Source organism: Candidatus Binatia bacterium (genome assembly GCA_036563615.1).
In the GTDB taxonomy this organism is placed as follows: domain Bacteria; phylum Desulfobacterota; class Binatia; order UBA12015; family UBA12015; genus DATCMB01.
This window is the reverse complement of the sequence record DATCMB010000018.1, coordinates 19,252-43,879: the sequence shown is the minus strand read 5'-3', so window position 1 is coordinate 43,879 and position 24,628 is coordinate 19,252. Positions and strand designations below refer to the sequence as shown.

The window sequence follows — 24,628 nt, the reverse complement described above, 5'->3', positions numbered from 1 at the left end:
AACGATCAGCGCTTCGGTCGGTAGTCGAAGCCGAGCAGCACGAACTGCGTGTCGAGGCCGCGGTTCGGCTCCTCGATGCCGGCGTTCGAGATGTGCCGCCAGCGGTAGGACAGGTTCAGCGCCATCTGGTCGTTGAAGAAGAACTGGATGCCGCCGCCGCCGTACGAGCTGAACTCGAACGGCCCGCTGAGCTGGAGCCCCTGGAGCCCGGTGTACATGACGCCGGTGCCGGCGGTCAGGTACGGCACGACCCACTGGCCGCGGTCGTAGGAGAGCTTGAGCACGATCGGGTGCACGCCGACCTCGATCGCGTCCTGGTGGTTCGTGACCCCGGCGATCCAGGGCTCGACCATCCACTGCAGGTCGAGGCCGTGGCGGGCGAGCGGCTCGTCGATCAGGTCCGGCAGGAACCAGCCGAAGCGCAGGAACATCGGCACGACCTGCACGTTGCCGCGATCGGAGAAGCCGTAGCCGGTCGCGACCCCGATCTCCTGCAGGCCGCTGCGGTCGGCGCTGCCGCCTTCCGCACCGCTGCCTTGCGAGGGGACGAGAGCGACGAGCCCGAGGACGAGAATCAAAGCTGCAGCGAGCGGCAAACGGCGCATCGTGGTATCCTTTCCGGCTGTTCCGATGGGAAGGTCGCACCTAGCCCGCCGCCTTGGCCGTCGCAATGACGGCGCGATGCACGCGAGCCTTCTCGGAGCCGCACCCGCCTGCAGGACCACAGTGCCAGCCCCCAGCCTCGCGACCCCGATGAGCGTCCGGACGCCGGTCCGTGCGGCTGCCGCGGCGCTCCTCGGCCTGCTCGCCCTCGCCTGCCTGGTCGCACCGGCCGGCGCGACGCCGGTCGTCGAGCTGACGGGCCGCATCGAGCCCGACCCGCAGGGCGGCGTGCGCGTGATCGCGGTCGCCGACGTCGCGCGCGGCTACCACGTCAACGCGCACCGCCCGACCGAGGACTTCCTGATCCCGACCGTGCTGACGGTGTCCGCGGACGGCGTCCGCTTCGACGAGCCGCAGTACCCCACGCCGATCGCGCAGCGCTTCGCGTTCGCCGGCGACGAGCCGCTGCTGGTCTATTCCGGCCGCTTCGAGATCGTCGCGCGCGCGCCCGCCGCGCCGACGGCGCCGGTCGAGCTGCGCCTGCGCTACCAGGCCTGCGACGACGAGCGCTGCCTGCCGCCCGCGACCGCGGTCGCGACGCTCGATCCCCGTGACGGTACGACGGTCAGCGCCACGGTGAGCACGACCGGCGCCGGGTACCGCATCGCGGACGATCCGAACGCCAACGCGCTGACGCGCTGGCTCGCCGACGCGAGCCTGCCGACCGCGCTGCTCGTCACGCTGGTCCTGGGCTTGATGCTGAACCTCACGCCCTGCGTGTACCCGCTCGTCTCGGTCACGATCGGCTACTTCGGCAGCCAGGCGCAGCCGGGGACGCGCTCGGGGCGCGCGTGGCCGCTCGCGGTCGCCTACGTCCTCGGCATCACGGTGAGCTTCGCCGCGCTCGGCGTCAGCGCCGCGCTCTTCGGCGGCTTGTTCGGCGCGCCGCTGCAGCATCCGTCGGTGCTGATCGGTCTCGCGGTGCTGATGCTGGTCCTCGCCGGGGCGAGCTTCGGCTTCTACGAGATCCGCGCGCCGGCGGCGCTGGTGAACAAGGTCGGCGGCTCGTCGGCCGGGATCGGCGGCGCCGCGTTCATGGGTTTGACCATGGGCGTCGTCGCGGCGCCGTGCATCGGACCTGTCGTTCTGGGACTGCTGGTCTACGTCGGCGCGCAGCGCGACGCGCTGCTGGGCTTCCTGCTCTTCTTCACGCTCGGCCTCGGCATGGGCCTGCCGTACATCCTGCTCGCCTCGGCGGCGGGCGCGATCGCGAAGCTGCCGCGCTCGGGCGAGTGGCTCGCGTGGGTCAACCGGCTGTTCGGCACGCTGCTCGCGGGCATGGCGCTCTACTTCGTGTCGCCGCTGCTCGATGAGCGCGTTCTGCAGGTCGTCGTGCCGCTCTACGTCGCCGCGGCCGGCCTGTACCTCGGCTTCTTCGAGCGCTCGGCGCGCGCGCTGCGCTGGTTCACCCTCGGACGCCGCGCGCTCGGGGTCACAGCACTCGTGGTCGCCGCGTGGATCGCGCTGCCGAGCGCGCAGGCGCGCGACGCGATCCGCTGGCAGCCGCTCGCGGAGCGCTCGCTCGACGGGGCCGCCGCCGCCGGTCGCCCCGCGCTGGTCGAGTTCGCCGCCGACTGGTGCCTGCCCTGCCTCGAGATGAAGCGGACGACCTTCGTCGACCCCGACGTGACGCGCGAGGCCGCGCACTTCGCGACCTTCATCGCCGACGTCACCGAGTCGAGCCCGGAGAACGACGCGCTGCTCGCGGAGTTCCGGGTGATCGGCGTCCCGACGATCATCGCCTACGGACCGGACGGCGCCGAGGTCGAGCGTCTGGTCGGCTTCGTCGACGGCCCGACGCTCCTGCGCGTCATGCAGCGCGCACGCGGGCGCGGCGCCGGTGACGGCGAGGCGCCGAGCCTAACCGGACTCGGGGAACAGCGTCGGGACGTAGTAGCCGCGGAAGGGCGTGTAGTCGCCGCGGACCATGTAGGTGCAGAGCGAGTGCACCTCGAGGCGGCGCTCGGCGCCGAGCGCGCGGACCAGGTCGTCGAGGCGCGCCGGAACGAGTAGCCGCACGTCGCTGTCGGTCGGCAGGTCGGCGGTGCCGGCCGCGATCAGGTCGAGCGCCGTCTCGAGCGACTCCGCGACGAGCGGCCCCAGCACCGCGACCCCGCCGCGCACGATCCGCGCGAGCATGCCGCCGTCGGCGAGGAAGAGCTCGCCCAGGCGCAGCAGGAGCGCGTGGTCCTGCGGGCGGTCGATGCCGAGCAGGCGACGCTCGAGATCGCGGAAGTGCGCGAGGTCGCCCCTGTACGCGCGACGCACGCCGCGCGCGCCGCGGCGCGAGCTGCGGAAGCTCGCGCGCAGCAGCACCTCGCGCGCGACGAAGCCCGTGCGGCAGTAGAGCGCGAACGCCGTCTCGTTGAACGCGTCCTGGATGAGCCGCAGCGACGCGACGCCCGCGGCGTCGGCGCGCCGGCACACCTCCTCCATCAGCGCGAGTCCGGCGCCGATGCCCTGGCACGGCGGATCGACCGTGATCGGCCCCGCACCGGCGGTCGCGCCGCGGACGTGCAGGAAGGCGCTGCCCGCGACCCGTCCGCCGACCGTCACGACGACGCAGCCGCCCGGGTCGAGCTCGCGGTACGCGTTCGCGATCACGCCCCCGACCGCCGCGTCGGTCACCACCGGACCGAAGCCGCGGCGCTGGTAGATCTCGTTGAACGCGTCGCGAAAGATCTCCGCGACGCGAGGGACGTCGCTCGCAGTCATGTCCCGGACGGCGACCGTCCGCGCCATCCCTGGTCGCTGACCGCGCACTGCCCTGCCGTTATAGCACGATCGCGCGCGCACGAGACGCGCGCCTTGCGAGCCGCGCGGCGCTCTGGAAGAGCCACGGGCGAGCGGCGCCACCGATGCTTGACGACCTCTACTTCGCCGATCCCCGCGTCACGCTGGTGCCGCTCGAGCAGCTCGATCGCGACGGGGTCGCACCGGAGTTCGCAGCCAAGCTGTGCGAGCGCCGCGGCTGGTCCGCAGAGCAGGTCGAGCTGCTCGGCGACGGCATCGCGCTCTACTGGCGCCGCCTCGAGGATCTCGCGCGCCGCACCGGGACGATCGCGCCGCCGCGGCTGCGCAGCGTCGCCGTGGTCGACGCCGCGGACGCGGTCCGTCCCTACGCCGCGATGCTCAACGTCTCGGCCTGGACGCTCTACGCGTGCGACCTCGATCCTGCGTCGTCGGACGTCGAGCTCGTCGCCTACCTGCTCGCGCACGCGGACCGCATGGCGGAGACCGGCGAGGTGACGCTGGTCGGCGTGCACCTCGCGGCGTGGTGGTTCGAGCGCTCGCAGGCGGAGCGCGACGCGTTCGCGCGTGCGGTCGAGGCCTCGCGGCGTCCCGACGCCGATCTGCTCCGCGCGATCGCGGCCGCGATCCCCTGGCTGCGCGAGCTGCGCCACGAGCGGCTGCGTCCGCCGGGCAAGCCGGGCGGGCACCGCGCGATCCCCGGCACGGGTCTGCTCGTGCCGCGCGCGCACGAGGCGGAACCCGAGCGTCTCGTGCGTCGCTGTCGCGACGCCGCGGCTGCGACGCTCGAGCGCTTTCACGCGCGCTGGCGCGCGCCCGACGCTCGTCTGGTCGCCGAGCTCTGCGCGTGGCTGCGCGACGACGCGCCGCCACTCGTCGTCACGGGGCGCGGCGGCGAGGTGCTCTGGCAGCCTGGGTCGGCGAGCGCGTCGTCACGCCTCGAGTCCGAGCTCGCGCCGGCGGGTGCCGCGGCGGTGCGTGAGATCCACGCCGACCTGGCGCTGATCGCGGAGCACACGCGACGCTTCCGCGCGGCGCTGGTCGCGCCCGAAGCGCTGCCGCCGCCCGACCCCGAGATCGCGCAGTCGGGCTACGCCTACCTGCACCGCGAGCTCGCGCTCATCGCCTACAACCTGCACGAGCCCGGCATCGAGCGCCTCGCCGGGCCCGCCCTTCCCTGGGCGCGCGCCATGCTCGGCGCCCGCACGCTGCACGAGTGGGCGCATCTCGCGGTCGACGGCGGCTGCGTGCCGCGCTCGGTCGACGATCGCGCCTGGGACGAGCTGGTCGCGACCTTCGCCCAGCTGCTGGACGACGCGATCGCGCGCGCGCCGCGCGCGATCCGCGAGCGCTGCGCGCCCGACCTGCGCACGCTCGCGCGCGGCGGCGCCACACCGGGCGCGGCGCTCGCCGAGATCTTCGTGAGCCGCTTGCCCGACTACCGCGCGAACCTGCTCGCGCGCCGCTTTCTCTCCGACGTCGAGCGCGAGGTCTACGTGCGGCAGAACGTCCGGCCGCTCTCGGGCGCGTACCGCCCGGAGCAGCTCTGGCGGATGCTCGTGCGCTACCTCTACGAGACGCAGTACCTCGCGTTCAGCGAGGTGCCCGACCCGCGGCGCTACTTCCTCGCGTGCACGGGCTTCGCGCGCGAGTTCTTCGCGACCCGGGTGCTCGACGAGGCGCGCTTCGACGCGCTCGCCGCGGCCGCGCAGGCGCTGTGCGTCGCGCACCGGGTCGACGAGCGCCGCCTGCGTCCGGTTGCTGACGTATCGTTCGATTGACGCATCCGGCCGACGGCGCCCGCGGGGCGCACGGAAGTGCTTGCCTCGCGCGGTCGACCCGTGCCAACCGTCCGCCCATGGAAGCAGCGGTCATCGGCGCAGGTTCCTGGGGTACGGCGCTCGCGATCCAGCTGGCGCGCGCCGGGCATGCGGTCACTCTGTGGGCGCGCAACGTCGAGCACGTGCGCGAGATGCAGGAGACGCGCGAGAACAAGCGCTACCTGCCCGGCGTCAAGCTACCGCCGCCGCTCAACCCGACGGCGGACCTCGAGCAGGCGGTGCGCGCCGGCAAGCGCTTGCTGATCTGCGCGGTGCCGTCACACGCCGTGCGCGAAACGATGAGCCTCGCCGCGGCCTACATGCGCGGCGAGGAGGTCGTGGTGAGCGCGACCAAGGGCCTCGAGGAAGGCACCTCGAAGCGGATGAGCGAGGTGCTCGCCGAGTGCACGCCGTGCGCCGACCGCATCGCCGTCCTCGCCGGCCCGAGCTTCGCGAAGGAGGTCGCGGCCGAGATGCCGACGGTGGTGACCGTCGCCGCCGCCGACGGCAAGGTCGCGGACTTCGTCCAGCACGCGTTCGCGACGCCGATGTTCCGCGTCTATGCGCTCGAGGACGTCGTCGGGGCCGAGATCGGCGGCACGGTGAAGAACGTCATCGCGATCGCCGCGGGGGTCAGCGACGGGCTCGGCCTCGGGCACAACACCCGCGCCGGGATCATCACGCGCGGCCTCGCCGAGGTGAACCGGCTCGCGATGAAGCTCGGCGCCGACCCGCTCACCGTGACCGGGCTCGCCGGGCTCGGCGACCTCGTCCTGACCTGCACCGGCGAGCTGTCGCGCAACCGCTCGGTCGGCCTCCGGCTCGGCCGTGGCGAGACCCTGAGCGCGATCCTCGCCTCGATGACCCAGGTCGCGGAAGGCGTCCGCAACACCTTGACGGTGGACGACCTCGCCCGTACGCATCGGGTGGAAATGCCGATCACCGCGCAGATGCGCTGCCTCCTGTTCGAGGACAAGCCGCCGCGCGCGGCGATGGTCGACCTGATGACGCGCCAGCTCAAGCACGAGTTCGCGAGCTGACCTGCGCGTCCGGACGGGAGTCGAGGAAAGATGGCGAACAAGGGAACGTGCAAGGCCGACGGCTGCGACAAGGAGGTCGTCGGCAAGGGTTACTGCTCGCGGCACTACCGCAAGTGGAAGCGCGGCGAGATGCCCAAGCCGCGCTACAAGACCTGCCGGACGGCGGGCTGCCGCAAGAAGCAGGTCGCGAGCGGGCACTGCGAGGAGCACCAGAAGAACAAGCCGGCTGGCGCCGAGGCCCCGGCCGAGGCCGCGGCGAGCTGAGCGAGCGCGCGCGTCCGCCCGGCGCGCGGGCCGGGTGCCAATTGACAGGCACCCGGCCGCATGGTTCCTACGCCGTTTGCTTTGCGCGCGGACGTTGCCGCGTGCGCATCTAGCTCCTCGAATCCAAACGGGCGGTAACTATGAAACGCACTTATCAGCCGAGCAATCGTCGGCGAAAGAGAACGCACGGCTTTCTCGCGCGGATGGCGAGCCCGACCGGCCGACAGGTGCTGAAGCGCCGCCGTCGGAAGGGGCGGAAGCGCCTCACGGTCACGATCCCCGGCAAGCAGCCAGGTTGAGCCGGAGAGGCGCGTGGGGAGCAGCGCGGAGCGCTCCCGGCCGCAGTCGCTGCCGAAGTGTGCGCGGGTGCGCAAGCGCAGCGACTTCCTGCACGTGCAGTCGGCGGGGCGCCGCGTCCCGACGCGCCACTTTCTCGTCGTTCACCTCGCCGGGCACGACGGTCCGGCCCGTCTCGGGATCACGGTGACGAAGAAGATTGGCAACGCCGTGGTGCGTAACCGCGTGAAGCGCTGCGTGCGCGAGAGCTTCCGCACGCGGCGCAGCATGCTGCCGCAGGGCACGACGGTCGTGGTCATCGCGCGCGACGGCGCCGGCAAGCTCGGCGCCCGCGAGGTCGCCGACGAGCTCGCGCCCGCGTTCGCGCGCATCGCGGGCGACCGCTCGTCCGCGCAGGGTTCTTCCGCACGCGCCCAATGAGCGACCTGCCCGCCAAGCTTCTGCGGGCGTTGCTCCGCGTCTACCAGCTCGTCGTGTCGCCGCTGCTCGGGCCGGCCTGTCGCTACGTGCCGAGCTGCTCGGAGTACGCGCGCGAGGCGATCGAGCGCCACGGCGCGGCGCGCGGCTCGCTGCTCGCGCTGCGCCGCCTCGGCCGCTGTCACCCGCTCGGCGGCAGCGGCTTCGACCCCGTGCCGGAGGAGCCGACCGCGCATCGCCACGGCATCGCGCTGGCCTCGCTACGCCGGCTCAGGAGCAGAGCCTGAATGGATCGCCGGACGCTCCTCTTCATCAGCATCTCGGTGCTGATCATCGTGCTCTACCAGGAGCTGGTGCTGAAGCGGCTGCCGCAGCCGGAGCCGCCCCCGCCGGCGCCGGTCGAGACGGCGATGCCCGCAGCGAGCGCAGCCCCTGCAGCGGCCGCGGACACCCGCACGGACACGCTGGAGCAGGCGCTCGCCGAGCCGGTGGCCGAGGCGGAGAAGCTCGAGGGGCGCGACGTCACCGTCGAGACCGACCTCTACACGGCGGTCTTCACGACCCTCGGCGGGCGGCTCAAGAGCTTTCAGCTGAAGAAGTTCCGCAGCGGCCCGGAGGCCGGTAGCCCGCCGCTCGAGCTGGTGTCCGAGGCGCCGGAGCGCGAGCTGCCGATGGGCATCGAGCTGCGCGGCGCGTACGCCTGGTCCGACGCGCGCGTGCTCTACGAGCCGAACGTCGAGTCGCTCACCTTGAGCGGCAGCGACGAGGCGACCCTCGAGCTGCGCGCGCAGGTCGCGGGTCAGCCGATGGTGAAGCGTCTGACCTTCCGCGCCGGGCAGTACCCGATCGACCTCGCGATCGAGACGCCGTCGTTGAGCGTCCTGCCGAAGCAGCTTTCCGAGCCCTCCCCCGACGGCCAGCCGCCCGCGATCGCGCTCGTCTGGTCGAAGAAGATGGTCGAGCAGGAGAACGCGTCGTACGTCTTCGAGGGGCCGGCCGCGGTGATCAACGGCAAGCTCGTGCAGACCTCGGCCGACGACCTCGAGAAGCAGGAGATCCTCACCGGCACCGTCTCCTGGGCGGGCTTCGAGGACCACTACTTCCTGTCCGCCGCGGCGCCCAATCGCGCCACGGCCGTCGTCCTGCGTCCGCGTCTGCCGGTGATCGACCTCAAGATCCTGACGCCACGCGAGGGCGACGCCACGACGGTCGCCTACACGCTGTTCATCGGCCCGAAGGACGTCGACCGCCTCGAGGCCGCCGGGCACGACCTCGCGAAGGCGATGAACCTCGGCTGGTTCGGGCCGATCTCGCTGTTCCTGCTTTCGATCCTCAACTTCTCGCACCGCTTCACGGGCAACTACGGCTTCGACATCATCATCCTGACGGTGCTCGTGAAGCTCGCGTTCTGGCCGCTCACGCAGAAGAGCTTCCAGTCGATGCGCGAGATGCAGAAGCTCCAGCCGGAGATGCAGAAGCTTCGGGAGAAGTACAAGAACGACCCGAAGCAGATGAACACCGAGATCATGGAGCTCTACAAGCGGCACAAGGTGAACCCGCTCGGCGGGTGCCTGCCGATGCTGATCCAGATCCCGGTGTTCTTCGGCCTCTACCAGCTGCTCGCGAACACCATCGAGCTGCGCCACGCGCCGTTCGTGCTGTGGATCCACGATCTCTCAGCGCCCGAGCGGCTGCACGTCATGGGGTACGGCATCCCGGTGCTGACGCTGCTGCTCGGTGCGTCGATGTTCGCGCAGCAGAAGATGGCGCCGCCGCAGGGCGACCCGACTCAGCAGAAGATCATGATGTTCATGCCGGTGATCTTCACCTTCATGTTCATCGGCTTCCCGGCCGGGCTGACGCTCTACTGGCTGACCAACAACGTGCTCACCATCGCGCAGCAGTACTTCGTGATGCGCAGCGTGCCGAAGCCGGCGGCGGCGTAGCGTCTCCTTCGCTCTCCAAAATCGTTCTTGATGGCTGGCCGAGGGGCGGCTGGTCCGCGATGGGCGCGGTCGTCGGTGCGCCCCGCTCGCCAGTAAATCCTTCACTTGTCGGAGCCTGTGCCTGGGCTCGCCCGTGCCGGCGCGGCCGCGCCAGGGGCACGGTCTGGTAGATTCGGGGCACCGTGCCCGGCTACGTCGAGGATACGATCGTCGCGCTCGCGACCCCGCCGGGGGTCGGCGCGATCGCGGTGCTGCGGGTCAGCGGCCGTGACGCGCGCGCGATCGTCGCACGTCTGCTCGCCGGCCGTGCCGACGGCGCGCTTACCGCGGATCTGCTCGCGGACTCGCACCGCGCACGCCTCGCCGTCGTGCACGACCCCGAAGGCGGCGCTCCGATCGATCGCGTGCTCGTCCTGCCGATGCTCGCGCCGCGCAGCTACACCGGCGAGGACGTCGTCGAGCTGCACTGCCACGGCGGCACGCTGGTCCCCGACCGCATCCACCGCGCGCTGCTTCGTGCCGGCGCCCGCGCCGCGCGTCCGGGCGAGTTCACCGAGCGCGCCTTCCTGAACGGCAAGCTCGACCTCTGCCAGGCGGAAGCGGTAGCCGACCTGATCGAGGCGTCGAGCGAGGCCGGCCGCGCCGCCGCCTGGCGCCAGCTCGAGGGCGGTCTGTCGCGCCGCGTGCTCGCGCTGCGCGATCGGCTGCTCGACGTGCGCGCCCTCGTCGAGGCGCACCTCGACTTCCCCGAGGACGACCTGCCACCCGACGCGGAAGCGGAAATCGGCGATCGTCTGGCCGAGGTGGTCGACGCCCTCGACAGGCTCGCGGCGACCTTCGAGCGCGGACGCCTCGCCCGCGAGGGCGTGCGCGTCACGCTGGTCGGCAAGCCCAACGTCGGCAAGTCGTCGCTCATGAACGCCGTGCTCGGCCGCGAGCGGGCGCTGGTCAGCGAGCAGGCGGGCACCACGCGCGACTACCTCGAGGAGCCGGCGTCCGTCGGCGCGCTGCGCGTCCTGCTGTGCGACACGGCCGGATTGCGCGCGGGCGCGGACCTCGTCGAGAAGGCCGGCATCGAGCGGACCCGCGAGCGGATCGCGACCTCGGACGTCGTGGTCGCCGTGCTCGACGGCTCGGCGCCGCTCGATGGGGAGGACGCGGCCGTCCTCGAGGCGTGCGGGTCGCGACCGCGCGTCGTCGTGCGCAACAAGAGCGACCTGCCCGCGGCCTGGCGAGGCGTGCCGGCCGAGCTCGAGGTCTCGGCGCGCACCGGCGATGGGCTCGACGCCCTCGCCGCGTCGATCACCGCCAAGCTGCCGCAGGCGGCTCTTGCCGAGCCCGCGGACGACGCGCCGATCGTCACCCGCGCCCGTCACCACGTGGCGCTGGTCGGCGCGGCGGAAGCCGTTCGCAGGGCGCAGCTCGCGCTCGACCTCGCCCAGGGGCTCGAGCTCGTGTCCAGCGAGCTGCAGGTCGCGACGGCGGAGCTCGACGGCCTGGTCGGCGCGAGCAACATCGAGGACGTGCTCGACCGGGTCTTCAGCCGCTTCTGCGTTGGGAAGTAGCGCGCGATGCGTTACCAGCGCCGCGAGAGCCGCGAGGATTGTTTCACGTGAAACGGTTTGACGTCATCGTCGTCGGCGCCGGGCACGCCGGCATCGAGGCGGCGAGCGCCAGCGTCCGGATGGGCGCCGAGACGCTGCTGCTGACGCAGAACCTCGACCACATCGGACAGATGTCCTGCAACCCGGCGATCGGCGGGGTCGGCAAGGGACACCTGGTCAAGGAGATCGACGCCCTCGGCGGCGAGATGGCGCTCGCGATCGACGCGACCGGCATCCAGTTCCGCACGCTCAACATGCGCAAGGGACCGGCGGTGCGGGCGACCCGCGCGCAGGCCGACAAGGCGGCCTACCGCCGCTACATGAAGGCGCTCGTCGAGCGCATGTCCGGGCTCCTCGTGCGCCAGGCGTCGGTCGAGCGCTTGCTGGTCGAGGCGACGCGGGTCGTGGGTGTGGAGACCGCGCTCGGCGAGACCTTCCTCGGCGAGGCCGTCGTGCTGACCACGGGCACCTTCCTGCGCGGGCTGATGCACGTCGGCGAGCGCAGCCTGCCCGGTGGCCGCGCGGGAGACGCCGCCTCGGAGGGCCTGAGCCCCTGCCTCGAGGCCCTGGGCTTCCGGGTCGGGCGGCTCAAGACCGGGACCTGTCCGCGCCTCGACGCGCGCACGATCGATTTCGACCGCCTCGAGCTGCAGCCCGGGGACGACCCGCCCGCGCCCTTCTCGTTCCGCACCGACGCGATCCGGCAGCCCCAGGTGCCCTGCCACATCACCTACACCACCGCCCGGACGCACGAGATCATCCGCGCCAACCTCGAGCGCTCGCCGATGTTCAGCGGCAAGATCCGCAGCCGCGGGCCGCGCTACTGCCCGTCGATCGAGGACAAGATCGTGCGCTTCGCCGACAAGGAGCGCCACCAGATCTTCCTCGAGCCCGAGGGGCTCGACACCGTCGAGATCTACCCGAACGGCCTCTCGACCTCCCTGCCGCTCGAGGTCCAGATCGCGATGGTGCGCTCGATCCCCGGCCTCGAGGAGGCCGAGGTCATGCGCCCGGGCTACGCGATCGAGTACGACTTCGTCGATCCCCTCGAGCTGCAGCCGAGTCTCGAGACCAAGCGCGTCGAGCGGCTGTTCCTCGCCGGCCAGATCAACGGCACCACCGGCTACGAGGAAGCGGCGGCACAGGGTCTGATGGCCGGCATCAACGCCGTCCGTCGCGTTCGCGGCCTGCAGCCGGTCGTCCTCGGCCGCGCCCAGAGCTACACCGGCGTCCTGATCGACGACCTGGTGACCAAGGGCGTCGGCGGCGAGCCGTACCGGATGTTCACGTCGCGGGCCGAGCACCGGCTGCTGCTGCGGGAGGACAACGCCGACCGCCGTCTCGGGCCGCTCGCGCGCGAGATCGGCGTCCTGCGCGACGACCACGCAGCCGCGCTCGCCGCGCGCAGCGCCCGGCTCGACGACCTGCGCGCCCGCCTCGACGGCTTCCGGCTCTCGCCGACGACCGAGACCAACGCCCTGCTCGCGGCGCGCGGCATCGCGCCGCTGCGTCAGCCGATCACCGCCGCCGAGCTCCTGCGCCGCCCCGAGGTCGGTCCGGAGGACCTGCGGGCGCTCGGCGTCCCGCTCGACGACGTGCCCGAGCGCGACGTCGCGAGCGTGCTCCTCGACCTCAAGTACGAGGGCTACGTGGCCCGTCAGGAGGCGCTGGTGCGGCAGGCGGCGCGGCTCGAGGCGACGCGCCTTCCCGCAGAGCTGAACTTCGCCGAGATCGACGGCCTGTCCGCGGAGGTGCGCGAGAAGCTCTCCCGGGTGCGGCCGCACACCCTCGGCCAGGCGGCGCGCATTCCCGGTGTGACGCCGAGCGCGATCGCGCTCCTCGGCGTGCATCTGCGGCGCACCGGTCTCGCCTGACGTCGGCTGCTCGTGAGCCGCGGCTCAGGCGACAAGGCGCGCGACACCGACGCGCGACGACGGCTCCGAGACGGGGCCGCGGCGCTCGGCGTCCAGCTCGGCGAGGACGCGCTCGAGGCGCTGCTCGCCTACCTCGGCGAGCTCGCGGTGTGGAACCAGCGTCTCAACCTGGTCGGCGAGCACGACGAGGCGTCGCTGATCGACCGGCACCTCGTCGACGCGCTCGCGGCGGTACCGGTGCTCGCACCGCTCGGCCACGAGGCGCGCCTCGCCGACCTGGGGTCCGGTGCGGGCCTGCCCGGCATCCCGCTCGCGCTGGCGCTGCGTCCGCGCGAGATGCTGCTCGTCGAGCCGCGCCAGAAGCGCGCGAGCTTCTTGCGCGCGGCGGCACGCCGGCTACCGGGCTTCGGATTGCGGATCGTCGAGGGCACGGCCGAGCAGCTCGCCGGCCAGGAACCCGGGCAGCTCGATGCGGTCGTCAGCCGCGCGACGCTCCCCGAAGAGGAGCTGCTCGACGTCGCGGCGCGCCTGCTGAGACCCGGTGGGCTCGTCGTGTCGTACCGCGGCACCGCACCGCCCGTCGACGTCTCGAGCGACGCGTTCAACGACGCCGACGTTCGTCGCTACGAGCTGCCGGGAGCGCGCCGTCGCTTCACCCTCCTCGTCCGCGAGCGTCGTTTCACGTGAAACACCGGCGCTGCGCCGAAGCCGCGCGAACCAAACCAGCTCGCGCACACGGTTTGCGCTCCCAGCCATTTACCGCGAGGCCGGCCATCTGTTAGGCAGGGCGCGCCGCCGTATGGGACGCGTGATTGCCATAGTGAACCAGAAGGGCGGCGTCGGTAAGACGACCACGGCGGTCAACCTGAGCGCCGCGCTCGCGATCGCAAACCACTCGGCCCTGCTGATCGACGCCGACGCGCAGTGCAGCGCCACGAGTGGTTACGGCATCCGCCTGACCCCCGAGGAGCCGTCGACCTACGACGTGCTGCTCGGACAGGTGTCGGCCGAGGACGCCGTGCGTCGCACGATGCTGCCGAGCCTGCACGTCATCGGCGCGAGCCGCGACCTGGTCGGCGCCGAGATCGAGCTCGTCGGGGTCGAGCGGCGCGAGGAGCGCTTGCGCGACGCGCTCGCGGGTTTGCGCTGGCGCTACGAGTACATCCTGATCGACTGCCCGCCCTCGCTCGGCTTGGTGACGCTGAACGCGCTCACCGCCTGCGACTCCCTCCTCATCCCGCTGCAGTGCGAGTACTACGCGCTCGAGGGGCTGACCGCGCTGCTCGAAACGGTCGGTCTGGTGCGCGAGAGCCTGAACCGCGATCTCGCGATCGAGGGGCTGCTGCTGACCATGTACGACGGCCGCAACACGCTCTGTCGCCAGGTGGCGGAGGACGTCAAGTCACATTTTCAGGACAAGGTGTTCCGGACCATCGTGCCGCGCAACGTGCGTCTGAGCGAGAGCCCGAGCCACGGGCTGCCGGCGATGCTGTACGACCCGTCGTCGCGCGGCGCGCAGGCCTACGGCGAGCTCGCCCGGGAGATTCTCGACGGCGACCAGCGCCGCGCGGAGCAGTAAACCACCCGAACCACCATTTTAGAACAGCATTTTATCAAGATCCAACAAAGCGAACAGACGGACGGCGGGGCAGGAGGTAGGAAATGCGGAAGGCACTGGGCAAAGGGATCGGCGCATTGATCCCGAGCGCGCCACCGCGTCGGCCGGAAGCCGCGGCGCCGAGCGCCGACCAGCCAGCGCCGCGTGGCGTCGTCCAGGAGATCCCGCTCGACGCGATCGCGGTCAACCCGCGCCAGCCGCGCGCGCGCTTCGACGAGCAGGCGATCGAGGATCTCGCGAACTCGATCCGCGACCGTGGCGTCCTGCAGCCGATCCTGGTGCGCACCGCGGAGGGCGGCCGCTACGAGCTGATCGCCGGCGAGCGCCGGCTGCGCGCCGCGCGCCGCGTGGGCCTCGAGCGCATCCCGGCGCTGGTCAAGGAAGCGAACGACGGCGAAAGCCTCGTGATCGCGATCATCGAGAACGTCCAGCGCGCCGACCTGACCGCGCTCGAGGAGGCGCGCGCGTACCAGGCGCTGATGGAGGAGTTCTCGCTCACGCAGGAGGAGGTCGCGCGCCGCGTCGGCAAGAGCCGTCCCGCGATCGCCAACACGCTGCGCCTGCTGCAGCTCCCCGAGGACGTGCAGCGCGAGCTCGAGGAGGGTCGGATCACCGCCGGCCACGCCCGCGCGCTCCTCGCGGTCGAGAGCAGTGCGGCGCGCAGCGCGCTGACGCGCGAGATCGTGACCCGCGGGCTCTCGGTGCGCGACGCCGAGAAGGCCGTCGCGCGCGCCCGCAGCTCCTCATCCGCCGCTTCCACCACGTCCGATCCCGACGTCCGCCGCCTCGAGACCGACATGAGCCGCGCGCTCGGCACCAAGGTGACGATCCGCCCCGGCAAGGGCGGCGCCGGCACGATCGAGATCGCCTACTTCTCGGACGACGACCTCGCCCGCGTCGCGGCCCAGCTCACCGGCCGTCGCGGCGTCGCGCGCTCGGCTGGCGGCCCGCTCTGAGGCGCCACGCGACCGCGTGGCGCGCGCGGGGTGAATCGCAATATGCCTCGACCTAATGAAACGACCCGGGATTTTGACATCCCGACTGCTCGGTGGTAGCGGATCGCGGGTTGCGCGCGAGCCGCGCCCGGGGCCTCGTTCGCTCGGCTCGTGCGGGAAATCTGTCCCGGCCGCGCCAGGTCGGGGCCAGGTGCCGGTCAGGCAGGAACGTTCCGGATGGCTCTCTTCAAGAAGGATCGCGGCAGGACGTCGGGCGACGTCGGCGAGCCATCGGGCAAGCCGACGACGGCGGAGGGCGTCGCGCACGTCGCGACCGAGCCTCGCGAGCGGGAGGGGACGAAGACGATGGCAACCTACACGGCGGGCGAGCGCACCCCGGCCGGAGAGAGCTCGAGGGAGAGCGCCTTCCTCGGCAAGGGAACTCGCATCTCCGGCAAGATTGCGTTCGAGGGCACGGCCCGGATCGAAGGGCAGGTGGAGGGCGAGATCGTCGCCAACGACACCCTGCTGATCGGTGAGTCGGCGCTGCTCAATGCGCAGATCACGGGCGGCACCGTCGTCATCCACGGCAAGGTCACCGGCGACATCAACGCGAGCAAGAAGCTCGAGATCCGCGCGCCGGGACGCCTGTACGGCAACGTGACGACGCCGAGCCTGGTGATCGAGGAGGGCGTCGTGTTCGAGGGCCACTGCTCGATGGGTGCCAACGAGAGCCGCGCCGAGCGCAAGGTCACCCTGCTCGCCAAGGAGGAACGCGGAGCCGAGTCCGCACCGCCCAGCGCGCTGAAGGCGGAAGCCAAGTAGAAAATTCCATACCGAAACTCGCACCTGCGGAGCCGGCGGCGGACGAAGCCGACGTTCGCGACGCCGCGCCCCGCGCGTGTGCCACGTAGGTGGCGAACCCGACCAGGAAACGATCCGCAGCGAAAGTCGTAAAATGCTCGAGCTTCCTCCTGCACAAACCTTCTACCTCATGGTCGTCGTGTTCCTCGTCTTCGCGGCGATCCTCTCGAAGCTCGTCCTGCAGCCGACGCAGGCGGTGCTCGCCGAGCGCGCGAAGCGCACCAGCGGGGCGCTCGCCGAGGCGGCGCGCATGCAGGAGGAAGCGCGGGCGCTGAAGGAAGAGCTCGAGGCGACGCTCGAGAAGGCGCGCCACGCGGGCAGCGCCGCCGGCGAGAAGATCCGTCGCGAGGCCGAGCAGACCGAGCAGACGCTGCTCGCCGAGGCGCGCGCCGACGCCGCGAAGCTGCTCGAAGAGGTTCGCGTGCGCGTCGAGAAGGAGTCCGCCGAAGCGCGGGTCGCGCTGCAAGAGCAGGCCGGCACGATCGCGCCGCTCGCGGCCGAGAAGATCCTCGGCCGGCAGGTGGCACGCGCATGAGCGCGCGCCGCCGTTTTCTGTCGCTCATCGCCACGGCGCTGGTCGTCGCCACGCCGGCTCTTTCCTTTGCCGCGAGCGGCGAGGAGGGCGGGCACGGCCCCTCGTGGACCATGACCATCCTCGCGATGGTCAATTTCTCGATTTACGCCTACATCATCTATCGCTTCGCCTGGCCGCCGATCGCCAAGTACCTGAAGGAGCGGCGCGCGAACGTCGTCGCGACGCTCGAGGCGGCGGCGCAAGCCCACGCCGAGGCCGAGAAGCTGCGCGCGGAGTTCGAGAGCAAGCTGCGCAACGTCGAGGCGGAAGCGGCGCGGGCGCGCGACGAGCTCATGGAGATCGCGCGGCGCGAGGCCGAGCACGTGGTCGAGAACGCCAAGCGCACCGCCGAGCGGATCCGCACCGACGCGCGCCTGGTCGCCGATCAGGAGATCGCGCGGGCGCGGCGGATGCTGCAGGAGGAGGCCGCCGAGCTCATCACCCGCATCGCGGCCGAGCTCGTTTCGAAGCAGCTGACACCGGACGACCAGATGCGCTTCGTCAAGGACTTCATCGCCGAAACGCAGGCCGCGTCCCGCAACGGCGGGCGAGTCGAGGTGGGCTCGTGACCGGCGCCGTCGCAAAGCGTTACGCGCGCGCGCTCGCGAGCGTCGCGGCCGAGGAGAACCGCCTCGAGAGCGTCGCCGAAGAGCTCGAACGGGTCACCGCCTGGCTCACGGATCCGGAGGTCGCCGCAGCCCTCGCGTCGCCGAACCTGGGCGCCGACGCGCGCCGTGGTCTGGTCGGCCGGCTCGCCGAGTCGATCGATCTGTCGGAGCTGACGCGCAACTTCCTCGCGCTGCTCGCCGACCGCAACCGGCTCGGTCAGTTCGCGGCCATCGTGCAGGCCTACCAGGCGCTGGTCGACCGCTCGCTGGGGCGCGTCCGCGCGGTCATTCGCGCGGCGGCGCCGCTCACCGACGCGAGCGTCGACGAGATCCGCTCGGTGCTCGAGCGCATCACGCAGAAGAAGGTGCTCGTGTCGGTCGAGGTCGACCCGAGCCTGATCGCCGGCGTCTCGGTCGAGATCGAAGGCCGCGTCTACGACGGCAGCGCCCGCACCCAGCTCGCGTATCTCGCCCGCTCGATGGCCCGCCAGGTCGCTCCAGGCTGAGCGCGGCGCCGCACGCGACGAGCTCGCCGCTCGAAAGTTCGAACACGAAGGTTTCGGAAGGAGACGCAGCAGATGGCGATTCGCGCCGCAGAGATCAGCGACATCATTCGCCAGCAACTGAAGGATTACACCAAGTCGCTCGAGGTGCGCGAAACCGGCAGGGTGCTTTCGACCGGCGACGGTATCGCTCGCATCTACGGCCTCGAGCGTGCGGCGGTCGGCGAGCTGCTCGAGTTTCCGCACAACGTCTACGGCATGGTGCTGAACCTCGAGGAGGACAACGTCGGCGCGGCGCTGTTCGGCGACTACCAGGCGATCGGTGAGGGCGACGAGGTTCGGCGCACGGGCCGCATCGCCGAGGTGCCGGTCGGGCCGGAGCTGCGCGGCCGCGTGGTCAACGCGCTCGGCCAGCCGATCGACGGCAAGGGCGAGATCAAGGCGAAGGAGACGCGGCGCATCGAGCTCAAGGCGCCCGGCATCGTCGAGCGCATGCCCGTCAAGCAGCCGCTGCAGACCGGCATCAAGGCGATCGACGCCCTGATCCCGATCGGCCGCGGTCAGCGCGAGCTCATCATCGGCGACCGTCAGACCGGCAAGACCGCGATCGCCATCGACACCATCATCAACCAGCGCGGCGGCGACGTCACCTGCATCTACGTCGCGATCGGCCAGAAGCGCTCGACGGTCGCGCAGGTCGTCGACAAGCTCTCGCGCTACGGCGCGATGGACTACACCATCGTCGTCGCCGCGACGGCCTCGGAGTCGGCGCCGCTGCAGTTCATCGCGCCCTACTCCGGCTGCGCGATGGGCGAGTACTTCCGCGACAACGCGCAGCACGCGCTCGTCATCTACGACGACCTCTCGAAGCAGGCCGTCGCGTACCGCCAGCTGTCGCTGCTGCTGCGCCGTCCGCCGGGTCGTGAGGCGTACCCCGGTGACGTCTTCTACCTGCACTCGCGGCTCCTCGAGCGCGCCGCGAAGCTCTCGGAGGAGCGCGGCGGCGGCTCGCTGACGGCGCTGCCGATCATCGAGACCCAGGCCGGCGACGTCTCGGCGTACATCCCGACCAACGTGATCTCGATCACCGACGGTCAGATCTTCCTCGAGACCGACCTCTTCTACTCCGGCGTTCGCCCCGCGGTGAACCCGGGCATCTCGGTGAGCCGCGTCGGTGGCTCGGCGCAGGTCAAGGCGATGCGTCAGGTCGCCGGCACGCTGCGTCTCGACCTCGCGCAGTACCGCGAGCTCGCGGCCTTCGCGCAGTTCGGCTCGGACCTCGACGCCGCGACGCAGAAGCAGCTCGCGCGCGGCAGCCGCATGGTCGAGGTGCTCAAGCAGAAGCAGTACGAGCCGCTCCCGGTCGAGAAGCAGGTCCTGATCCTCTACGCCGCGACCAACGGCTACCTCGACGACCTGCCCGAGTCGGCGATCGCGCACTTCGAGCACGAGCTGTTCGCCTACGTCGAGGGCAAGCACCATTCACTCCTCAAGGACATCGCGACGCAGCGCGAGCTCACCGACGATCTGAAGAAGCGCATGTCGTCGGTGATCGAGGAGTTCAAGCAGGTCTTCGTCAAGTAAATGGCCAGCCTCAAGGCGATTCGTAAGCGCATCGCGACGGTGCGCAGCACGCAGCAGATCACCAAGGCGATGAAGATGGTCGCCGCGGCGAAGCTGCGTCGTGCGCAGGCGGCCGCGCTCGCCGCGCGTCCGTACGCGGAGAAGCTCGAGGGCATCGTCAAGCATCTGGTGAGTCGGCTGCCGGACGATGCGCATCCGCTGCTGCGCGTCCCCGAGACGACGCAGCGTGGTCTCGTCGTGCTGGTCACCAGCGACCGCGGTCTGCGCGGCGGCTACAACGCGAACCTCGTGCGCAAGGCGGAGACCTTCGTGCGCGACAACGCCTCGCTGGAGCTGGCCTTCGAGACCGTGGGCCGCAAGGGCGCCGACGCGCTACGCCGCCATCGTCGGACGAGCGTCGGCCACCACGCGATGCCGTCGTCGCTCGAGGCGGCGGGCGTCGCGCGCGATCTGGCGCGGACCCTCGCCCGGCGCTTCCTCGACGGCGAGTACGACGCGATCTACCTGATCTACAGCCAGTTCCGCTCGGCGCTGTCGCAGGTTCCGACCATCGAGCGGCTGCTGCCCTTCGAGCGTCACGCGGAGGAAGTGCCGCAGCGCTCGTCGCTGGACTACCTGTTCGAGCCGAGCCCGAGCGAGATCATCGGCTACCTGCTGCCGCGCCTGCTCGAGGTGCGCGTCCTGCACGGCCTGCTCGAGGCCGGCGCCAGCGAGCAGGCCGCGGCCATGACGGCGATGGACTCCGCGACGCGCAACGCGTCGGAGATGATCGACCGGCTCACCCTCGAGATGAACCGCGCCCGTCAAGCCGCGATCACCAAGGAGCTCATGGAGATCATCGGCGGCGCAGAGGCGCTCAAGGGATAAAGCGAACGATTCGCCGCCCGCCGGCGGATCGCGACGGAGAAAGCACGGATGGCAACGCAGAATGTCGGTCGCATCACGCAGGTCATCGGACCCGTGGTCGACGTCGAGTTCGAGAGCGGGACCCTCCCGCCGATCTACAACGCGCTCAAGATCACCAACCCTGCGCTCGGCGACAAGGAAGGCAACCTGATCGTCGAGGTCGCGCAGCACCTCGGCGAGCGCACCGTGCGCTGCGTCGCCATGGACGCGACCGAAGGTCTCGTGCGCGGCATGGAGGCGATCGATACCGGCGCCGGCATCTCCGTGCCGGTCGGCGAGGCGACCCTCGGCCGCATCATGAACGTCATCGGCGAGCCGGTCGACGAGGCGGGTCCGATCGAGTCCGCCAAGCGCTGGCCGATCCACCGCGAGACGCCGCAGTTCACCGACCAGGCGACCGAGGTGCAGGCCTTCGAGACCGGCATCAAGGTCGTCGACCTGCTCGCGCCGTACGCGCGCGGCGGCAAGATCGGTCTGTTCGGCGGCGCCGGCGTCGGCAAGACCGTGCTCATCCAGGAGCTGATCGCGAACGTCGCGCGCCAGCACGGCGGCTACTCCGTGTTCGCGGGCGTCGGCGAGCGCACCCGTGAAGGCAACGACCTCTGGCTCGAGATGAAGGAGTCGGGCGTCATCTCGAAGGCGGCGCTGGTGTACGGCCAGATGAACGAGCCGCCGGGAGCGCGCGCTCGCGTCGCGCTGTCCGCGCTGACGGTCGCCGAGTACTTCCGCGACGAAGAGGGCAAGGACGTGCTCCTCTTCATCGACAACATCTTCCGCTTCACGCAGGCGAACTCGGAGGTGTCCGCGCTGCTCGGCCGCATGCCGAGCGCCGTCGGTTACCAGCCGACGCTCGCGACCGACCTCGGTGAGCTGCAGGAGCGCATCACCACGACCCGCAAGGGCTCGATCACCTCGGTGCAGGCGATCTACGTCCCCGCGGACGACCTCACCGACCCGGCGCCGGCGACCACCTTCGCGCACCTCGACGCGACCACCGTGCTGTCGCGTCAGATCGCGGAGCTCGGCATCTACCCGGCCGTCGACCCGCTCGACTCGACCTCGCGCATCCTCGACCCGAACATCGTCGGCGAGGAGCACTACCAGGTCGCACGTCAAGTACAGGAAGTTCTGCAGCGCTACAAGGATCTGCAGGACATCATCGCGATCCTCGGCATGGACGAGCTGTCCGAAGAGGACAAGCTGATCGTGTCGCGCGCGCGCAAGATCCAGAAGTTCCTGTCGCAGCCGTTCCACGTCGCCGAGGCGTTCACCGGCACGAAGGGCGTGTACGTCAAGCTCGCCGACACCATCCAGGGCTTCAAGGAGCTCGTGTCCGGCAAGCACGACAACGTCCCGGAGCAGGCCTTCTACATGGTCGGCACGATCGACGACGCGCTCGCCGCGGCGAAGCGCCTGGCTGCCTGAGGGGAGCCTCGGCGCCATGCGTCTCCAGCTCGTCACGACCGAGCGGCTGCTGCTCGACACCGACGTCGAGGAGGTCTACGCGCCGGGTGTGCTCGGCGAGTTCGGCGTGCTGCCGCTGCACGTCAACTTCCTCACCGCGCTCGGTACGGGCGAGCTGCGCTTCCGCAAGGACGGCGTCGACCGCTGGGTCGCGGTCTCGGGCGGCATCCTCGAGGTGCTCGACGACGTCGTGACCGTGCTCGCCGACACGGCGGAGTTCGCGGACGAGATCGACGTCGCGCGCGCCAAGGCGGCCGAGGAGCGCGTACGCCACGCGCTCGGGCGCACCGCGCCCGACAGCCCGGAGATCGCCGACCTGCAGTCCGCGCTGTCGCGCGCGCTGAATCGGCAGATGGTCGCGGCGCGCGGCGCGGCGGCGTCCGCGGGCCGACCCTCCGGACCGATCCGCTGAGCGCGGTCCTGCGCTGCATCCGGTTCTAGGCTGACGGGCGCGGCGGTCGGCAAACGGCCGTCGCGTTCGATACGGACTTTATGCTCGACGCGGACGGCCTGCGCCGTCAGCCGACGCTCGCCACCATGTGGCGGGGCGTGGTGAGCACGAAGTCCACCTCGGGCGCATCGTCGCGCCAGTCGACCGCGACCGTCTCGCCCCCCACCAGCTGTCGCGAGGCGAGAAGACGCGCGAGCGGGAACACGATCCGCCGCTCGAGGACGCGCTTCAGCGGTCGCGCGCCGTGCTCGGGGTCCGTACCCTCCTCGAGCAGCCGACGGCGTGCGCGGTCGGTGTAGTGGAAGCGGATCGGCTCGCCGCGGCGCGCGAGGCGCTGCTCGATCTTCGCGAGCTCGAGGTCGAGGATCTGCTCGAGCTGCGTCGTCGTGAGGCGGTGGAACACGATCTTGTGGTCGAGCCGGTTCAGGAACTCCGGCGAGAACGTCCGCTTCGCCGACCACAGCACCGCTTCCTCGATGCGCCGGTGCACGCGCTCCTCGGGCTCGCTGCCGGTCGTCGCGAAGCCGAGCGGCGGCGCCAGGATGTCGCTCACCGAGCGGCTGCCGACGTTGCTCGTCAAGAATATGAAGCAGCTCGACAGATCGACTTCCTTGTTGTTGCCGAGCGTCAAGCGGGCCTTGTCGAGGATCCCGAGCAGGAGCTGCCAGAGCGCGTCGTTGGCCTTCTCGATCTCGTCGAACAGCAAGAGCGTGAAGGGAAACGCGGCCGTCTGGTAGCGGACGATGTTGCTCATCGACAGATACGGGTTGGTCTCCTGGTGCCCGAGGTAGCCCGGCGGTGAGCCGATCAGCCGCGCCACCTCGTGGCTGTGGCTGAACTCCGCACAGTCCACCTTGAGCATCGCCCGGCGGTCGTCGAAGCAGACCTCGGCCATCGCCTCGACGAGATTGGTCTTGCCGGTGCCGGTCGGACCGAGAAACAGGAACGACCCCAGCGGCCGGTCGGGGCTCGACAGCCCGGCGCGGAAGATCTGGTACGCCTCGGTCACCGCGTCGACCGCCGCCTGCTGCCCGATGACCCGCGACGCGAGCGCGGCGCGAAACTCTTCGACGTCCTCGCCGAGACGTCCGGGCTCGAGCCTTCCCTCGTGCACGCCGTCGATTCCCGACATTGCGCGCGGTCTTCGCCGCTCGCGAGCGGCCTTCCGCTTCACTGCGCCAACAGCTTCCACTCGTTTGCTCTATCGTCGCGCGGGGCCCTCGCCTTGAGCTTTCGCGCTCGCGGGGCGCGTGGCATACCCGCCGGGATGAAGCTCGCAGGGAAGACGGCGATCGTTACGGGCGGCTCGCGCGGCATCGGACGGGGCATCGTGCTCGCGTTCGCGCGCGAGGGCGCCGACGTGGCCATCAACTATCGGCGCGACGAGGCAGCGGCGCGTGAGACCGCAGACGCCGTGCGCGCGCTCGGCCGCCGCGCCGAGATCTATCAGGCGGACGTCTCCGACTGGGACGCCGTCGCACGGATGTTCGAGGCCGCGGAGAAGGACTTCGGCGGCTTCGACGTCGTGGTCGCCAACTCCGGGGTCGCTTCCCGTCCCGCGTCGGTCGCCGACATGGATCCGGCCTACTGGCGTCAGGTGCTCGCCGTCGACCTCGACGGCGTCTTCTACACGTGCAAGGCCGGCGTGCCGCGGCTCAAGCCGAACGGCAACGTGATCGTGGTGTCGTCGATCGGAGCGGATCTCTGCGCGGCGTTCGGCGCGCCGTACTACGTCGCGAAGGCGGGGGCGAACGCGCTCGTGAAGGTCCTCGCCAAGGAGCTCGCGCCCGAGCGCAAGCGCGTGAACTGCATCGCGCCCGGGATGGTCGCGAGCGACATGGGCAACCGGCTGGTCAAGGCCCTCGGCGAGGGCATCGTCCAGACGATCCCGCTCGGCCGCATCGGTCAGCCGGAGGACATCGGCGCCGCCGCCGTCTTCCTCGCGTCCGACGACGCGAGCTGGATCACCGGCAAGATCCTGCGGGTCGACGGCGGCGTGTTCATGTAAGCGGCGCGGCTGGCGTGGCGCCTCCGGCCCGCCGCGGTCAGCTCGCCGACAGCAGGAACCAGAGCGCGACCGCGACCACCGCGGCGCCCACGATGCCGCCCACCAGCCAGGAGCTGCGCCCGCGGTCGGCGAGCGGCTTGAGCTCCGGCGCGCGGGCCTCCTCGCGGGCCGCTTCGGCGAGGAACTGGGCGACGGTCGAGGCCGGGTCGAGCTCGAGGAACTCCGCGTAGCGACGGAGAAACGGGATCAGGTAGAACTCGTCGGCGACGAGGTTCGGCCCGCCCTTCTCCATTGCCTGCAGGTAGTGCATCGGGATGCCGAGCGCGGCGCGCACGTCGTCGAGCGACAGGCTCTTCGATTCCCGCGTCTGGCGTAAGACCTCTCCGACCTTGGCCACGGCAAACCCCCCTCGCCCACCTCACGGCCCACCCTACGGC

General features: G+C 71.1%; 25 protein-coding genes and 1 pseudogene. 22 read left to right on the top strand and 4 right to left on the bottom strand.

The annotated features are described in order from the left end of the window. Window positions 1-5: 5 nt before the first annotated feature. On the bottom strand, window positions 6-605 hold the full coding sequence (locus VIS07_14285) for an acyloxyacyl hydrolase (protein ID HEY8516673.1): 600 nt from the start codon (window positions 603-605) through the stop codon (window positions 6-8). A 25-nt stretch (window positions 606-630) separates the two neighbouring features. Between VIS07_14285 and VIS07_14280 the strand changes: the two are divergent. Further along, window positions 631-2,460 (top strand): annotated as a pseudogene (locus VIS07_14280) (cytochrome c biogenesis protein CcdA). A gap of 63 nt (window positions 2,461-2,523) precedes the next feature. Here the strand turns inward: VIS07_14280 and VIS07_14275 are convergent. Then, window positions 2,524-3,405 (bottom strand): GNAT family N-acetyltransferase, encoded by an 882-nt coding sequence (locus VIS07_14275; GenBank protein HEY8516672.1) that lies wholly within the window; start codon window positions 3,403-3,405, stop codon window positions 2,524-2,526. Window positions 3,406-3,521: 116 nt separating this feature from the next. Between VIS07_14275 and VIS07_14270 the strand changes: the two genes are divergently transcribed. From VIS07_14270 to VIS07_14175, 20 genes are all read left to right on the top strand, one after another. Next, window positions 3,522-5,195 carry a hypothetical protein gene (locus VIS07_14270; GenBank protein HEY8516671.1) on the top strand — a complete coding sequence of 558 codons (1,674 nt, stop codon included), beginning with the start codon at window positions 3,522-3,524 and terminating at the stop codon, window positions 5,193-5,195. 77 nt (window positions 5,196-5,272) lie between these two features. Then, window positions 5,273-6,274, top strand: a complete 1,002-nt coding sequence (locus tag VIS07_14265; GenBank protein ID HEY8516670.1) for an NAD(P)H-dependent glycerol-3-phosphate dehydrogenase — start codon at window positions 5,273-5,275, stop codon at window positions 6,272-6,274. Window positions 6,275-6,304: 30 nt separating this feature from the next. Further along, window positions 6,305-6,538: a hypothetical protein gene (locus VIS07_14260; GenBank protein ID HEY8516669.1), complete on the top strand. Its 234-nt coding sequence runs from the start codon at window positions 6,305-6,307 to the stop codon at window positions 6,536-6,538. Window positions 6,539-6,678: 140 nt separating this feature from the next. Next, complete coding sequence (rpmH, locus tag VIS07_14255; protein HEY8516668.1) at window positions 6,679-6,837, top strand: 50S ribosomal protein L34; 159 nt, start codon at window positions 6,679-6,681, stop codon at window positions 6,835-6,837. A gap of 13 nt (window positions 6,838-6,850) precedes the next feature. Next, the gene (rnpA, locus tag VIS07_14250; GenBank protein HEY8516667.1) at window positions 6,851-7,255 is read left to right on the top strand and encodes a ribonuclease P protein component; all 405 of its coding nucleotides are present in this window, start codon (window positions 6,851-6,853) and stop codon (window positions 7,253-7,255) included. After that, window positions 7,252-7,539: a membrane protein insertion efficiency factor YidD gene (gene yidD, locus VIS07_14245; GenBank protein ID HEY8516666.1), complete on the top strand. Its 288-nt coding sequence runs from the start codon at window positions 7,252-7,254 to the stop codon at window positions 7,537-7,539. Before rnpA ends, yidD begins: the two co-directional genes overlap by 4 nt. Beyond that, complete coding sequence (yidC, locus tag VIS07_14240; GenBank protein HEY8516665.1) at window positions 7,540-9,198, top strand: membrane protein insertase YidC; 1,659 nt, start codon at window positions 7,540-7,542, stop codon at window positions 9,196-9,198. 182 nt (window positions 9,199-9,380) lie between these two features. Next, window positions 9,381-10,763 (top strand): tRNA uridine-5-carboxymethylaminomethyl(34) synthesis GTPase MnmE, encoded by a 1,383-nt coding sequence (gene mnmE / locus VIS07_14235; protein HEY8516664.1) that lies wholly within the window; start codon window positions 9,381-9,383, stop codon window positions 10,761-10,763. A gap of 38 nt (window positions 10,764-10,801) precedes the next feature. Next, on the top strand, window positions 10,802-12,676 hold the full coding sequence (gene mnmG / locus VIS07_14230) for a tRNA uridine-5-carboxymethylaminomethyl(34) synthesis enzyme MnmG (GenBank protein HEY8516663.1): 1,875 nt from the start codon (window positions 10,802-10,804) through the stop codon (window positions 12,674-12,676). A 12-nt stretch (window positions 12,677-12,688) separates the two neighbouring features. Continuing rightward, window positions 12,689-13,363, top strand: coding sequence for a 16S rRNA (guanine(527)-N(7))-methyltransferase RsmG (rsmG, locus tag VIS07_14225; protein HEY8516662.1), 675 nt, complete (start codon window positions 12,689-12,691; stop codon window positions 13,361-13,363). A 112-nt stretch (window positions 13,364-13,475) separates the two neighbouring features. Next, window positions 13,476-14,255 (top strand): AAA family ATPase, encoded by a 780-nt coding sequence (locus tag VIS07_14220; GenBank protein HEY8516661.1) that lies wholly within the window; start codon window positions 13,476-13,478, stop codon window positions 14,253-14,255. 83 nt (window positions 14,256-14,338) lie between these two features. Beyond that, the gene (locus tag VIS07_14215; GenBank protein HEY8516660.1) at window positions 14,339-15,250 is read left to right on the top strand and encodes a ParB/RepB/Spo0J family partition protein; all 912 of its coding nucleotides are present in this window, start codon (window positions 14,339-14,341) and stop codon (window positions 15,248-15,250) included. A 216-nt stretch (window positions 15,251-15,466) separates the two neighbouring features. Next, window positions 15,467-16,054, top strand: coding sequence for a polymer-forming cytoskeletal protein (locus VIS07_14210; GenBank protein HEY8516659.1), 588 nt, complete (start codon window positions 15,467-15,469; stop codon window positions 16,052-16,054). A 133-nt stretch (window positions 16,055-16,187) separates the two neighbouring features. Further along, entirely contained in the window at window positions 16,188-16,628 is a 441-nt protein-coding gene (locus tag VIS07_14205; protein HEY8516658.1) for an ATP synthase F0 subunit B, read from the top strand. Continuing rightward, entirely contained in the window at window positions 16,625-17,236 is a 612-nt protein-coding gene (locus VIS07_14200; protein ID HEY8516657.1) for an ATP synthase F0 subunit B, read from the top strand. The genes VIS07_14205 and VIS07_14200 overlap by 4 nt, the downstream gene beginning before the upstream one ends. Next, complete coding sequence (gene atpH, locus VIS07_14195; GenBank protein HEY8516656.1) at window positions 17,233-17,781, top strand: ATP synthase F1 subunit delta; 549 nt, start codon at window positions 17,233-17,235, stop codon at window positions 17,779-17,781. Before VIS07_14200 ends, atpH begins: the two co-directional genes overlap by 4 nt. A 72-nt stretch (window positions 17,782-17,853) precedes the next feature. Next, window positions 17,854-19,362: a F0F1 ATP synthase subunit alpha gene (gene atpA, locus VIS07_14190; GenBank protein ID HEY8516655.1), complete on the top strand. Its 1,509-nt coding sequence runs from the start codon at window positions 17,854-17,856 to the stop codon at window positions 19,360-19,362. Further along, window positions 19,363-20,229 carry an ATP synthase F1 subunit gamma gene (gene atpG, locus VIS07_14185; GenBank protein HEY8516654.1) on the top strand — a complete coding sequence of 289 codons (867 nt, stop codon included), beginning with the start codon at window positions 19,363-19,365 and terminating at the stop codon, window positions 20,227-20,229. Window positions 20,230-20,277: 48 nt separating this feature from the next. After that, window positions 20,278-21,693: a F0F1 ATP synthase subunit beta gene (gene atpD, locus VIS07_14180; protein HEY8516653.1), complete on the top strand. Its 1,416-nt coding sequence runs from the start codon at window positions 20,278-20,280 to the stop codon at window positions 21,691-21,693. Window positions 21,694-21,709: 16 nt separating this feature from the next. Beyond that, on the top strand, window positions 21,710-22,144 hold the full coding sequence (locus VIS07_14175) for a F0F1 ATP synthase subunit epsilon (GenBank protein HEY8516652.1): 435 nt from the start codon (window positions 21,710-21,712) through the stop codon (window positions 22,142-22,144). A 106-nt stretch (window positions 22,145-22,250) separates the two neighbouring features. Here the strand turns inward: VIS07_14175 and VIS07_14170 are convergent, their stop codons facing one another. After that, on the bottom strand, window positions 22,251-23,315 hold the full coding sequence (locus tag VIS07_14170; GenBank protein ID HEY8516651.1) for an AAA family ATPase: 1,065 nt from the start codon (window positions 23,313-23,315) through the stop codon (window positions 22,251-22,253). Window positions 23,316-23,450: 135 nt separating this feature from the next. Between VIS07_14170 and VIS07_14165 the strand changes: the two genes are divergently transcribed. Continuing rightward, a complete protein-coding gene (locus VIS07_14165) occupies window positions 23,451-24,191 on the top strand; it encodes a glucose 1-dehydrogenase (GenBank protein HEY8516650.1) in 741 nt (246 codons plus the stop codon). A 37-nt stretch (window positions 24,192-24,228) separates the two neighbouring features. On the opposite strand, the gene VIS07_14160 is transcribed toward VIS07_14165, so the two are convergent. Continuing rightward, window positions 24,229-24,588 (bottom strand): helix-turn-helix domain-containing protein, encoded by a 360-nt coding sequence (locus tag VIS07_14160; GenBank protein ID HEY8516649.1) that lies wholly within the window; start codon window positions 24,586-24,588, stop codon window positions 24,229-24,231. Window positions 24,589-24,628: the final 40 nt, after the last annotated feature.